9 protein-coding genes are annotated in these 13838 nt (G+C 72.0%); 3 read left to right on the top strand and 6 right to left on the bottom strand.

The window, feature by feature from the left end:
* Positions 1–52 precede the first annotated feature (52 nt).
* Positions 53–2122: a PhoX family protein gene (locus EES43_RS13810; protein ID WP_124269010.1), complete on the bottom strand. Its 2070-nt coding sequence runs from the start codon at positions 2120–2122 to the stop codon at positions 53–55.
* A gap of 270 nt (positions 2123–2392) precedes the next feature.
* Between EES43_RS13810 and EES43_RS13815 the strand changes: the two genes are divergently transcribed.
* Complete coding sequence (locus EES43_RS13815; protein WP_124269011.1) at positions 2393–4183, top strand: VWA domain-containing protein; 1791 nt, start codon at positions 2393–2395, stop codon at positions 4181–4183.
* Here EES43_RS13815 and EES43_RS13820 read toward each other — a convergent pair.
* On the bottom strand, positions 4117–5349 hold the full coding sequence (locus EES43_RS13820) for a sensor histidine kinase (RefSeq protein ID WP_124271971.1): 1233 nt from the start codon (positions 5347–5349) through the stop codon (positions 4117–4119). The two genes, EES43_RS13815 and EES43_RS13820, sit on opposite strands and share 67 nt — an antisense overlap.
* Positions 5349–6002 carry a response regulator transcription factor gene (locus EES43_RS13825; RefSeq protein ID WP_164493336.1) on the bottom strand — a complete coding sequence of 218 codons (654 nt, stop codon included), beginning with the start codon at positions 6000–6002 and terminating at the stop codon, positions 5349–5351. The genes EES43_RS13820 and EES43_RS13825 overlap by 1 nt, the downstream gene beginning before the upstream one ends.
* A gap of 173 nt (positions 6003–6175) precedes the next feature.
* Here EES43_RS13825 and metG point away from each other — a divergent pair, with 173 nt between their 5' ends.
* A complete protein-coding gene (gene metG, locus EES43_RS13830) occupies positions 6176–7789 on the top strand; it encodes a methionine--tRNA ligase (protein ID WP_124269013.1) in 1614 nt (537 codons plus the stop codon).
* Between the two features lie 69 nt (positions 7790–7858).
* Here the strand turns inward: metG and EES43_RS13835 are convergent, their stop codons facing one another.
* From EES43_RS13835 to aspS, 3 genes are all read right to left on the bottom strand, one after another.
* Positions 7859–8440 carry a Uma2 family endonuclease gene (locus EES43_RS13835; RefSeq protein WP_164493171.1) on the bottom strand — a complete coding sequence of 194 codons (582 nt, stop codon included), beginning with the start codon at positions 8438–8440 and terminating at the stop codon, positions 7859–7861.
* A gap of 83 nt (positions 8441–8523) precedes the next feature.
* Positions 8524–9336 carry a L,D-transpeptidase family protein gene (locus EES43_RS13840; protein WP_124269015.1) on the bottom strand — a complete coding sequence of 271 codons (813 nt, stop codon included), beginning with the start codon at positions 9334–9336 and terminating at the stop codon, positions 8524–8526.
* Positions 9337–9632: 296 nt separating this feature from the next.
* Complete coding sequence (gene aspS, locus EES43_RS13845; protein WP_124269016.1) at positions 9633–11423, bottom strand: aspartate--tRNA ligase; 1791 nt, start codon at positions 11421–11423, stop codon at positions 9633–9635.
* Between the two features lie 223 nt (positions 11424–11646).
* Between aspS and EES43_RS13850 the strand changes: the two genes are divergently transcribed.
* Positions 11647–13838: ATP-binding SpoIIE family protein phosphatase (locus EES43_RS13850; RefSeq protein WP_124271972.1), on the top strand; the 2192-nt coding region annotated here is incomplete at its 3' end.

The raw sequence follows: 13838 nt of genomic DNA on the forward strand, positions 1-13838 counted from the left end.
GACGCGTGCGCCGGTCTCACCGCGCCGATGAGTGGCCGGCACGGGCGAAGGATCACACGCCGATGTCCCGCCCGTCCTCGCGCCAGACGGCGACGACGGACGGCCGGACGATCTTCCCCGGTCCGTCGGGCCACGAGCTGGCCGGCTTCTCCACGGACGCGCCGTCGATCTCGCCCGGGTGCTGGACGGCGACCAGGACACGGCGGTCCTGGATGACCGGGCCGCAGGTCTCCGCGCCGGTCGGGACCGTCAGGAACTGCTTCAGCTCGCCGCGCCGGTCGCCGTGCGTCGCCACTCCGAAGAGTCCGTCGTGCGAGCCGAGCTGGTTGCCGTCGGTGGAGATCCACAGGTTGCCGTGGTCGTCGAAGGCCACGTTGTCCGGGCAGGAGATGGGGCTGACGTTCTCCTTGGGGAAGCCGGCGAAGTACGTCGCCGGGTCCTCCGGATCGCCCGCGACGAGGAACAACCGCCAGGCGAAGCCGTCGGACGCCGGGTCGTCCCAGTTCTCCGCCAGCTCCAGGACCTGCCCGTGCTTGTTGCCGTTGCGGGGGTTGGCCTCGTCCGCACCCGCCTTGCCCGCCTTGCCGCGGTCCGAGTTGTTGGTGAGGGCCACATAGACCCGGCCGGTGCGGGGCGACGGCTCGACGTCCTCGGGGCGGTCCATCTTGGTGGCGCCGACCTTGTCACCCGCGAGCCGGGTGTAGACGTACACCTCCTCCGCCGTCATGCCGGGCACGTGTGAGGTGGTGCCGGTGGCCAGCGGGATCCAGACGCCGCTGCCGTCGAACTCGCCGTCGGAGGGCAGCTTGCCGGTGCCGTCGATCTCGGCGGTCGGCGAGTCGCCGGTCAGCTTGGCGACGTACAGCGTGCCCTCGTCCAGCAGGGTCAGGTTGTGCTCGCGGGCGGCGCGCGAACTGCCCTTCTTCATGCGCTTGCTGGAGACGAACTTGTAGAGGTAGTCGAACTTCTCGTCGTCGCCCATGTAGACCACCGGGCGACCGTCCGACGTCAGCCGGGGCTGCGCGGCCTCGTGCTTGAACCGGCCAAGCGCGGTCCGCTTGCGCGGCGTGGAGTCGGGGTCGTACGGGTCGAGTTCGACGACCCAGCCGAACCGGTTGGCCTCGTTGGGCTCCTTCGCCAGGTCGAACCGCCGGTCGAACCGCTCCCACTTGCGCTCGGTGGCGCCCGTGCCGATGCCGTACCGCTGGTGCATCGCCGTGTTGCCGTTGGCGAAGTACTGGTTGAAGTTCTCCTCGCCGTGCAGCGTCGTGCCCCACGGCGTGGTGCCGCCGGCGCAGTTGTTGAGCGTGCCGAACACCTTGCGGCCGGTGCGGTCCGCGGAGGTGCGCAACAGCGTGCCGCCCGCCGCCGGGCCGGTGAGACGGAACTCGCTCGTCGCGGTGAGACGGCGGTTCAGCGGGTGCCGGCTGACCGGACCCAGCTTTCCGGTGCGGTGCTCCTCCTGGACGACGACCACGGAGAGTCCGTGCGCGGCCCAGGCGATCTCCACCTGCTCGCGCGTCGGGTTGGCCGGATCATAGCCACGGAACATGAGCATCTCGTCCGTGTACTCATGGTTGGCGACCAGGACCTGCCGACCGCGCTCGCCGCGCAGCGGGAGCAGGGAGAGGAAGTCGTTGTTGTAGCCGAACTGGCCCGCCTGCGCCTTCGCGGTCTGCTGGTCCGGGTCGAAGGCGGGGGCCCCGCGCAGGATCGGCTCGCCCCAGCGGATCACCACGTTCTGGGCGTACCCGTCGGGCACGCTGACCTTGTCGTCCTTGTTGGGCGCCACCGGCGAGAACCGCAGGCCGCGGGCTCCGGACGTGCCGGGTCGGTGGGGCGAGCCGGGTGTGCGGCCGTGTCCCGCCGCGGGAGCGGCCTGCGCCTGCGGGGTGTTCGGCCCGGTCAGCGCCGCCGTACCGGCCGCGGTGGCGACGGTGACCACCGCGGCGGCACGCATCATCGAGCGGCGTGAAACCGCCCCCGCGATGATGTCGCCGGCGTAGGCGTTGTCGCTGGTGTTCGGCGTCTCCTTGAAGCACGCGTCCCCACAGCGGTAGCGGCAGGTCAGCGCGGAACGCCCACCCGGATGCGAGCTGATGAGCGGCAGCAGATTGCGCACGTGGATTTCCCTCCGTCTGTGTGTCGTGCGTGACGGTAGGTGCGCATCCACGCGGTCCGAGGGACTCCCGGTGAACGGAGGGTGAAGTCCGGGCCACCGCTGTTCCCTTGGGCCTCGGCAGCGATCGGTTTCGGCTCGGTTGACGCCCGGGTGGGCCGCACCGCCGAACGGCCGGATCCGGCCGCTAACCTTACGTATCCGTCCTGGCCAGGTAGCACGACGCCCAGGTCGGACATTCACCGCACTCAACTCATGCGAAAGGCCTCGCCCATGGGCATTCGGAGCTTGCTGCGCAAGGTGTTCGGCCTCACGGAGCAGGACGAGCCGACCACGGCCACCGTCCCGCCCCAGGCCGAGCGCACCCAGCCCGCGAAGGCGGAGCCGGGAACCGCCCCGGCGGCCGAGCCCGCAGCGGAGCCGAAGGCGTCGATCCCGGCCCCGGCTTCGCCCTCCTCCGCGACCTCGGCCTCTCCGTCGTCGGCGCTCTCCCCGACGTCCCCGACGTCCTCGACGTCCTCGGAGTCGCCGTCCGCCGACACCGACCCCGCCGACACGGAGCGTGACAGCGGTCTGGCCTCCGACCTGGTGGCGGCGGCCTTCGACAAGGCGTCGATCCCGTCGGCCCCGACGCCGACCGTCCCCGCGCAGGGCTCCGCCCCGAGGGCGGAGGCGGAGACCGAGTTCGCGCCCGAGCCGGCGGCCCCGGTGCCCGCGCCCGAGCCCGCGCTGACCGAGCGGACCGAGGCGGCCGACCCCGCGCCCGCGCCCGCCGAGGACGCGACGCGTACGCCGGCCGCCGCCCGTACGGAGCCGGAAGCGGAGGAGCCCGCCGCACCGGAGGCCGCCCAGGCGGAGAAGGCCGGGGAAGCCGCAGAGGCCACGGAGGCGGTGGAAGCCGCGGAGGCCCTGGACGTCGTCGAGGTCTCTCCGATCACGATCGACCTGGATCTCGACCTCGACGACGAGCCGCAGCTCGAAGCGGGCCCGCGCGCCGTACCGGTGGCGGCGGGCGAGGACGAGCCCGTTGCCAGGCCCGACCTCGGCGACGGCGACAGGACCGCGCCCGCTCCCGCCCCCACCGCGGTGACCGCCGCGCCGGACGCCGATCCGGCGACGGAAGCGGAGCGCGAAGCGGAACCGACCCGGGCCCCGGAGGCCGCGTCGGAGGCGGAGCCGGCGTCGCAGCCGGTGTCCGCACCGCCGGAGCCCGTATCGGAGACCGCATCGGAGGCCGCATCGGAGCAGGAGGCGGCTACCGCGCCCGAGCCGGCCGCCCCGAGCACCGCCGCCGAGGCGCCGGAACCGCCCGCCGCCGAGACCTCGCAGGCCGCCCCGGCAGTCGAGACCCCGCAGGCCGCCGTGGCCGCCCCCAAGCCCGCCATCACGCTCGCCCGGGTCAGGTCCCGTGCTCCCCAGCTCGTCGCCCCGTACAAGGCGGCGCAGGCCGTGCTCAAGGCGCAGGGGCTGACCGGGCTGCGCGCCCGCGTCTACCTGGTGCTCGACCGTTCCGGCTCCATGCGGCCGTTCTACAAGGACGGCAGCGCCCAGCACCTGGGCGACCGGGCGCTGGCACTCGCCGCCCAGCTCGACGAGACCGCCTCCGTGCCGGTCGTCTTCTTCTCGACGGACGTCGACGGCACCGGGACCATCGACCTGGCCGCCCACGAGGGCCGCGTCGACGAGCTGCACGCGGGCCTGGGCCGGATGGGCCGCACGCACTACCACCGCGCGATCGAGGAGATCGTCGCGCACCACGAGAAGTCCGGGGCCACCGGTCCGGCGCTGGTCGTCTTCCAGACCGACGGGCCGCCGGACGCCAAGCAGCTCGCCCGGCAGGCCCTGGCCGACGCGGCCCGCCTGCCGTTGTTCTTCCAGTTCGTCGCCTTCGGCGAGCAGGACGGGAAGGGCTTCGACTTCCTGCGGAAGCTCGGCGCGCCCAACGCCGCCTTCTTCCACGCGGGCCCCGCCCCCCGCACGATCGCGGACGGCGAGCTCTACCGGGAGATCCTGGCCGGGCTGCCCGCCTGGCTCGCGGCGCGCGAGTCCGGCTCCGAGAGCTGATCCACCGGCAGTCGTACGGTCACGGCGAGACCGCCGCCCCCGGGGCCCGGCGCCGCCGTGACCGTACCGCCGTGAGCCGCCGCGACGGACCGGACGATCGACAGTCCGAGCCCCGATCCCGCCCCCATCCGGTCCCGGCCGTCGCCCCGCCGGAACGGCTCGAAGAACCCGGCGACCTCGGCCTCGGAGACCGCCGGCCCCGTGTTGCGCACCACCAGCGTGCCGGTCGTGCCGGTCCGGTCCAGCGAGACGTCCACCGAGCCGCCGGGCACGTTGTACGTCACCGCGTTGTCCAGCAGATTCGCCACCAGCCGTGCGAGCAGCAGCCGGTTCCCGCTCACCGGGCAGGCCGCCACGGCGACCCGCGCGGCCGGATACCGGGCCGTCTCCTCCCGCACCACCTCGTCGAACCGGACCTCCTCGCGCTCGTCCGAGGCCAGCCCGCGTTCGCTCCGGGCCAGCACGAGCAGCCCCTCGATGAGCCGTTCGCTGCGCCGGTTGCTGTCCAGCAGCGTCTGCCGGGTACGGGCCAGGCCCTCGGGGGACGGGTCGTCGAGGCCCACCTGGATCGCGGCCCGCTGGGTGGCCAGCGGCGTCCGCAGCTCGTGCGAGGCGTTCGCGATGAACCTCCGCTGACTGTCGAACGCCTTCTCCAACCGGGCCAGCAGTGCGTCCAGCGTCTCGCCGAGCTCCTTCAGCTCGTCGTCCGGCCCGTGGGAGGCGATCCGCTGGTGCAGCGTCCGCTCGGAGAGCATGCGGGCCTTCGCGGTCATGGCGTGGACGGGCCGCAGCACCCGGCCGGCGATCCACCAGCCGACCCCGACCGCGCACGCCGTCATCACGAACAGCGCGGCGAGCGACCAGAGCAGGAGCTGCCGGCCCGCCGCGTTGCTGACGTTGTCGGTCAGGTCGTAGACCGTGAGCGGCCGGAGCGCCCGCCGGTCGATCAGCGGGCCGTTCACCGCGTATCCGGGCTGGACGACGACGGCGGACGAGGCGATGGCCCGTGCCTCGGAGTCCGTGCCGGCGCGGGAGGCCAGGTTGACGGTGGTGAGCAGCGCGGTGCCGAGGACGAGGAAGGCGCCGCCGTACACGAGGGCTATGCGCGTGCGGATCGTGGTGGGGGCCGGTGCCGCCGCACCGGCCGGGCGCAGGAGCCGCCGCATCACAGGGCGTACCCGACGCCCTGCACGGTGCGGATCAGCGCGGGCTCGCCGAGTTTGGCGCGGAGCTTGCTCATGCAGACCCGTACCGCGCCGGTGAACGGGTCGGCGTTGGCGTCCCAGGCGCGCTCCAGCAGTTCCTCGGCGCTGACGGTGGCCCCGTCGGCCTCCAGGAGGAGCTGGAGCACGGTGAACTCCTTCGGGGAGAGGTCGAGGTCCCGGCCGTCGCGGTGGGCGCTGCGCCGTACGGTGTCGAGGCGGATGCCGTGCCGTTCCAGCTGGGGCGGCACGGGGCGGGCGCTGCGGCGACGGAGCGCCCGGACCCGGGAGACCAGTTCGGGGAACTCGAACGGCTTGCTGACGTAGTCGTCCGCCCCGAGGTCGAGCCCGGAGACCCGGTCCTCCATGGAGCCGGAGGCGGTGAGCATGAGGATCCGCGTGCGGGAGCCGGAGGCGACCATCCTGCGGGCGACGTCGTCGCCGTGCACCCGGGGCAGGTCGCGGTCGAGCACGACGACGTCGTAGTCGTGCAGGCCGAGGTAGGCGAGGGCCGCGTCACCGCTGTAGACGGTGTCGACCGCGAATCCGGCCCGGCGCAGACCGGTGGCGATCAGCTCCGCCAGGATCTCCTCGTCCTCGGCGACCAGTACCCGCATCGTGATGTCCCCTGCCTCGTCCACGCTTGTCCGCTCCCTCCCAGGATGCTGTCTTTATTACGGGAACGGATGTTTCGCAAAGCTCTCCACCGGGCGGGGCGTCTCGCGGGGGTGGTCGCGCCCGCCGGTTAACGAGGTGAGGGGATCATCCTCGGGCCGTTAGGATTTCGACCATGGCGGCCACTGGATCCGAGAAGCAGGGGGCGACGGCGTACTACGTCTCGACCCCCATCTACTACGTCAACGACGCTCCTCACCTGGGCCACGCCTACACGACCGTCGCAGGCGACGTGCTCACCCGCTGGCACCGCCAGCGCGGCGAGAAGGTGTGGTACCTCACCGGCACGGACGAGCACGGTCAGAAGATCATGCGCACGGCCGAGGCGAACGACGTCACTCCGCAGGCCTGGTGCGACAAGCTCGTCGAGGAGGCGTGGAAGCCCCTCTGGGAGCACCTCGACATCGCGAACGACGACTTCATCCGGACCACGGAGAAGCGGCACACCGACCGTGTGCAGGAGTTCGTGCAGGACCTGTACGACAAGGACGAGATCTACAAGGGCGGGTACGAAGGCCCGTACTGCGTCGGGTGCGAGGAGTACAAGCTCCCCGGCGACCTGATCGACGGCGAGGGCGGGTTCGCCGGGCAGAAGCTGTGCCCGATCCACAAGAAGCCGGTGGAGCTCCTCAAGGAGGAGAACTACTTCTTCAAGCTGAGCGAGTACGGCCCGAAGCTGCTGGAGTTCTACGCGGCTAACCCCGGTTTCATCCAGCCCGAGTCGGCCCGCAACGAGGTCGTGAACTTCGTCGAGCAGGGCCTCCAGGACCTGTCGATCTCGCGCTCGACGTTCGACTGGGGCGTCCCGGTGCCGTGGGACGAGAAGCACGTCATCTACGTCTGGATCGACGCCCTCCTCAACTACGCGACGGCCGTGGGCTACGGCGCGAACCAGGAGAAGTTCGAGGGCACGTTCCCCGCGAACGTGCACCTGATCGGCAAGGACATCCTCCGCTTCCACTCGGTGATCTGGCCCGCGATGCTGATGGCGCAGGGCCTGCCGCTGCCGGGCAAGGTCGTCGCCAACGGCTGGCTGATGGTCGGCGGCGAGAAGATGTCGAAGTCGAACCTGACCGGCATCAAGCCGCAGGACCTGACGTCGCACTTCGGCGTGGACGCGTACCGCTGGTACTTCCTGCGGGCCATCGCGTACGGCAGCGACGGGTCGTTCTCGTGGGAGGACTTCACCGCCCGCTACACCTCGGAGCTGGCCAACGACTACGGCAACCTCGCCTCGCGCGTCGCGGCCATGGTCGGCAAGTACTTCGGCGGCGCGCTGCCGGAGGCCACCGCCGCCGGTGACGCCGAGCGGGCCGTGCAGGAGGGCCTGGCGAAGGCCGTGGCGACCGCGGACCTGAAGATCGGCGAGGAGCTGGACTTCCAGGGCGGCATCCTGGCGATCTTCGAGTTCGTGAAGCAGGTCAACGGCTACATCACGGAGCAGGAGCCGTGGAAGGTGGCCAAGGACAGCACCCCGGAGGGCCAGGCCCGCCTCGCGACGATCCTGTACACCGCCGCCGAGTCGCTGCGCGGGGTCGCCGTCCTGCTGAACGCCGTGATGCCGGACACCTCGCAGAAGCTGTGGGACTCGCTCGGCGCGGAGGAGTCGCTGGGCGCGCTGGCCGACCAGCGGGTCCAGGACGCCGGGACGTGGGGCGTACTGCCCGCCGGTACGACGGTCACCAAGGGCGCGGTGCTGTTCCCGCGCCTGGAGGAGAAGCCGGCGTAACCGCCGTGGACGTGCCGGGAGCCCGGAACCGCCGACCGCGGTCCCGGGCTCCCGGCGTACCGGTGCCGGTCAGCGGACCCAGTTCTTCAGCGGTTCGGTGTCCAGCTCGATCCCGACGGGGTCGGGAAGGGTGACGGTCTTCCCGTACGGCACGGTGACGACCTGCTCGTACCGGACGCCGTCGGGGTGCGAGTGGACCTTCACCTCGCAGGTGTCCCGGTCGATCAGCAGGTAGACGGGGATGCCGGTCTCGGCGTACGCGCGCGGCTTCTCGATCCGGTCGCGGCGGTCGGTGTCCTCGTCGTAGGAGGTGGCCTCGACGACCATGAGGACTCCGTCGGGGCCTGCCCATTCGCCCTGGCCCACGAACAGGTCGAGCGGAGCGAGACTCGCAACGGGTCGCGCGTTGCCTCGGCGGTAGGACTCGACGCGAAGGCCCTGCTCGCCGAAGAGCCACCTGCTGGGATCCGACTTCACGCAGATCTGCGTCAGCCAGGCGATGATCCGCCCGTGGTCCCCGTCCGGCAGGGCCTTGACCCCCATTCTCCCGTTCACGAACTCCAGCCGCAGCGCCTCTTCGGCGCGTACGGCGTGACGGGCCAGGTCCTCGAAGATGTCCTGCGTCAGGACACGGTCCTCGACCACGCTCACAACGACCTCCGCCCGCACTGGGCCACCCGGCCACCGGAGAATGGATCCAGCGTACGGACCCAGCGCCGCCCCGGTACGCCCGTTCACCGGCTCAGCGTCGCTTCGTCGCCCATCACGATTACCGGGTTCATCTCCGGGTCCAGGGTGCGCAGCAGCTCCTCCATCCGCTCCAGCGGGATGGAGACGCAGCCCTGCGTGGGGCCGCCGTGGTCGACGTGGATCCAGATGCCGCTGCCCCGTTCGAGCCCCAGCGGGCGGGTGCGGTTCAGTGGGCTGACGCCTTCGAGGCGGTTGTAGTTGATCGCCAGGACGTAGTCGAAGGATCCCTCCAGCGGCTCGCCGTAGAATCCCTCGCCGTCCAGGGCGAACCTCGGATCCTCGTCGTACGGCAGCAGTGCCCCGGGGTCGGGGAGCCGGCCGCCCGCGTCGGTCAGCGAGTAGACGCCCGTGGGGGATCTGAGGTCGCCCGCCTCGTGGTAGTCGGTCCAGCCCGCCATGCCGTTGTGCGCCTCCCAGGGGCCTGCCGCCGGATGCCACCCCTCCGCCGGGTCCTCGCGGCTGTAGAGCATCGCGGAGGACCGGTTGGAGTCGACGCCCTCGCCGGTCACGACGAACGCCTGCCGGGCCTCGTCGGGGATCTGCGCCCGGGTCCGCGGTCCGAGGACCGGGATCTCCCGGGGCGGCCGGACCGGGTCCTTCTCGGGTGACGCCGCGTCGGGTGTCCCCCCGCGTACGGACGCGGCGTCGGAGTTCGGGCCGGCCGCACCCTGGCGCTGGGCGGCGGGAGCGGTGTCGGAGGAACAGCCGGTGAGGAGCAGGAGCGGTGCGGTGAGCAGCAGGACCAGCAGCAGGAACGGTGCGGTGGGCAGGGCGGGCGGACGGCGCGGGACGGACACGGTGGCGGGCTCCTCGGGTTCCGGCCGACGACTCGGCAGGGGCGTCTCGGTGCCAGTCTTTGCCGGGCCCGGCCCGGCCGAACCCGAACCGGGGCCATCCGGCTGTACCGCGTCGCCCGGCACGGGAGTCCACGCCGCCCGGAGCGAGCCCCGCTTCGCCCGGAGGTAGGCCCGCTTCGTCCGGTGAGCACGCAACAGCCCCCGATCGAGTCCTTCAGCGATCGGGGGCTGTTTCACGTGAAACGTCCGGCGCGGTGACGTGACGCGCGGGACGGGCCTGCTCGGCCCGGGCGGGCCTACTTGTCGGCGGCCTTCTCCGTGCCCTTCGCGGCGACCGGCTTGCGCAGCTGGATGTTCAGCTCGCGCAGGCGGCTCTCGTCCAGCTCGGTCGGGGCGCCCATCATGAGGTCCTGGGCGTTGCCGTTGAGCGGGAAGGCGATCGTCTCGCGGATGTTGGGCTCGTCGGCGAGCAGCATCACGATGCGGTCGACGCCCGGAGCGATGCCGCCGTGCGGCGGAGCGCCGAGCCGGAACGCGCGGAGCATGCCCGCGAACTCGTGCTCGACGGTCTCCCGGTCGTAACCGGCGATCTCGAACGCCTTGAGCATCAGCTCGGGCTCGTGGTTCCGGATGGCGCCGGAGGACAGCTCGATGCCGTTGCAGACGATGTCGTACTGCCAGGCGAGGATGTCCAGCGGGTCCTTCTCCTCCAGGTCGGCGAGACCGCCCTGGGGCATCGAGAAGGGGTTGTGCGAGAAGTCGATCTTCCCGGTCTCCTCGTCCTTCTCGTACATCGGGAAGTCGACGATCCAGCAGAACCGGAAGACGCCCTCCTCGAAGTGCCCGGCCCGCTTGGCGGCCTCGACCCGGACAGCCGACATGATCTTGGAGACCTCGTCGAACTCGCCCGCGCCGAAGAACACGGCGTGGCCGGGGACCAGCGAGAGGCGCTCGGTGAGCGTCTTCACGTCGGTCTCGGTGAGGAACTTGGCGATCGGGCCGACGAGCGTGCCGTCCTCGCCCACGCGCACCCAGGCCAGGCCCTTGGCACCGTGCTCGACGGCGTACTCGCCGAGGCCGTCGAAGAACTTCCGGGACTGGCCCGCGGTGTCCGGGACCGGCAGGGCCCTGACGTGCTTGCCGGCGAACGCCTTGAACCCGGAGTCGGCGAAGACGTCCGAGATGTCGACGAGCTCCAGCTTGGCCCGCAGGTCCGGCTTGTCGTTGCCGTACTTGAGCATCGACTCGCGGAACGGGATGCGCGGGAACGGCGAGGTGACCTCGCGGCCGTTGCCGAACTCGGTGAAGAGCTCGGTCATCAGCTTCTCGATCGGCTGGAAGACGTCCTCCTGCTCGACGAACGACATCTCGACGTCGAGCTGGTAGAACTCGCCCGGCGAGCGGTCCGCGCGGGCGTCCTCGTCGCGGAAGCACGGGGCGATCTGGAAGTAACGGTCGAAGCCGGAGATCATCAGCAGCTGCTTGAACTGCTGCGGAGCCTGCGGAAGCGCGTAGAACTTGCCGGGGTTCAGCCGGGACGGGACGACGAAGTCACGCGCGCCCTCGGGAGAGGTCGCGGTGAGGATCGGGGTCGCCATCTCGTTGAAGCCGAGGGCCACCATCTTGGAGCGGATGGAGGCGATCACGGCCGAGCGCAGCATGATGTTGCGGTGCATGCGCTCGCGGCGCAGGTCGAGGAAGCGGTACTCCAGGCGGCGCTCCTCGTTGACACCGTCCTCGGTGTTGATCGTGAAGGGCAGCGGGCCGGCCTCGCCGAGCACCTCGACCTCGGTGACCTCGATCTCGATCTCGCCGGTCGGCAGTTCCGGGTTGACGTTGTCCGCACCGCGCGCGGAGACCTTGCCGTCGACGCGGACGACGGTCTCCTTGGTCAGCTTCGCCAGAGCGTCGTTGCCGGGGGTGCCGGGGCGGGCGACGAGCTGCACCAGACCGTAGTGGTCGCGCAGATCGATGAAGAGGATGCCGCCCAGGTCTCGGCGATTGTGCAGCCAGCCGCTCAGCCGGACGTCGGTGCCGACGTCAGAGGCGCGGAGCTCGCCGCAGGTGTGGGACCTGTACCGATGCATCGTCGTTCATCCAGTCTTCGCGGTTCGGGGTGGATTGAGCCACCCCAGGCTACCGCCCGGCGACGGGCCGCTTCATTTCCCTTTGCCGCCGACGCCGGCGGGACGGCCCGCCGTACAACCGGGACGGGCGGGAGCCCGCACGACGGACGGCGGGCGCGCACGGCGGACAGGGGCGGAGGCCCCTCGGTGGCGTGCGCCGAGCACATATTCCTAAAGTGGGGCAATGCGCACCGAGGAAGTCCTGGCCGCGATCGCGACGGGCCTGTGGCGCTGGGACAACACAGCCAGGACGGTCTCGCTCGACGCGGAGGCGGCCCGGCTGCTCGGCATGCCGGCCGAGCCCGGCGACTACGAGGAGTCGGCGGTACGCTCCCGCTTCCACCCGGTCGACTGGAACGAGGTCTACGGGGTGGTGAACCTCGCGGTCGCCGAAGGCACCCTGGCCGAGGCGCGGCTGCGGATCGTGGACGAGCGGGGCCGAGTGCTGCGCACGGTGCGCAGCCGCTCCAAGCCGGTCGTCCCGGAGGACCGGGGCACCGAGGGCTATCTCCTCATGGGCACCCTTCAGGAGGTCGCCGAGGCCCGGCCGGGCCTCGGCGGGCCGCACGCGGCGATCACCCGGGACTGGCGCCGGTCCCGGGAGGCGTTCCTGCTGGACGCGGGCCGGGCGCTGGCCGAGGCCCGGTCCACCGAGGAGGTGCTGCGGGTCGCCGGATCGCTGTCCATGCCCGGCTTCTCCCCGGACGGCCTCGCGGTCTTCGGGTCGGCCGGGGAGCGGTTGACGATCATCGGGCACCACGGGCACGCCGCGGGCGACGAGGAGCCCTTCACCGACATGCCCCTGGAGACCGACTACCCGGCCGCCGAGGTCGTCCGCACCGGCCGGGCCATCTACCTCCCCTCACCCGAGGAGTACCGCCGCCGCTACCCCACCACCTGGCCGCTCGCCCGGCGCTTCGGGCGGCGGTCCTGGGCCTTCCTGCCGCTGGTCTCCTCCGGCCGCGTGATGGGGGCCTGGATGGCGGGCTTCCGGCACCCGGTGGGGTTCTCGCCGGACGAACGGGCGGTGCTCTCGACGGTCGCCCGGATGCTCGCCCAGGCGCTTGCCAGGGCCGGGGCGGCCGAGACGGAACGCGAACTGTCGCTCGGACTCCAGCGCTCGATGATGCCGAGCCTGGGGCCCGACATCCCCGGGATGACCGTGGCCGCCCGCTACGTGCCCACCGGCGGCGGACTCCAGGTCGGCGGCGACTGGTACGACATGATCCCGCTGCCCAACGGCCGTATCGCCCTGGCCATCGGCGACGTCCAGGGCCACGACGTCCGGGCGGCCGGCCTGATGGGCCAGCTCCGCATCGCCCTGCGCGCGTACGCCTCCGAGGGCCACCGCCCGGACGCGGTGCTCGCGCGGGCCTCGCGCTTCCTGGCCGGGCTCACGGACGCGTACGAGGGCGCGGCGGCCGACGGCGACCCCTCGCCGCGCTTCGCGACCTGTCTGTACGCGGAGGTGGACCCGGAGACGGGCAGCCTGGACATCGCGCGCGCCGGACACCTGGATCCGGTGCTCATCGGCGTCGACGGGACGGCGGTGATCCGGCAGACCGCGGGCGGCCTGCCGCTGGGCATCGAGGCGGACTCGGACTACCCCACGACGCGGGTGGTCCTGGAGCCCGGCGAGACGATCATGCTGTGCACGGACGGCCTCATCGAGACGGGCGGTCACGACATGGCCACCGGCTGGGACCGGCTGCGCCCGGTCCTGGAGGAGCCCACCGACGACCTGGAGGGCATGGCGGACGCCTTGGTGCAGGCCGTGCACGGGCCGGGCTCGCACTACACGACGGGCCCGCTGGCGGACCGCCGGGAGGACGACATCGCGGTGCTGGTGCTGCGCAGGGAGAGCTCCCCGACGCCGCGTGCGCCGCGCCGCCGCAGTGTCCTGACGATCGCGCAGGCGGAGCCCGAGCGGATCGCCGTCGCCCGGCAGCTGATGCGGGAGCTGCTGCACGACTGGCGGGACCCGGAGCAGGTCGACTCGGCGGTCCTGATGGTCTCGGAGATGGCCACCAACGTGCTCGTCCACACCGACGGGGACGCGCTGATGGTGGCCGAGGTCTCCGGCGAGCGCGGGCGTCGGCGGCTGCGCGTCGAGGCCGCCGACACCAGCGACGAACTGCCGCACAAGCGGCGGCCCGGCGAGATGGCGTCCAGCGGGCGGGGGCTGATGCTCATGGAGATGCTGGCGGACGCGTGGGGGGTCGACCCGCGCGGCGAGGGGAAGTCGACCTGGTTCGAGCTGCACGAGTCGCCGGAGCGGGAGGAAGCGGCGGACGCCGCGGGGTGGAGCGAGGCCAAGAGGACGGCGCAGGCCGAGAAGGCGGCGGAGGCCGAGAAGGCGGCGCAGGCCGAGAAGGC

It is taken from the genome of Streptomyces sp. ADI96-02 (genome assembly GCF_003846185.1).
Lineage (GTDB): Bacteria > Actinomycetota > Actinomycetes > Streptomycetales > Streptomycetaceae > Streptomyces.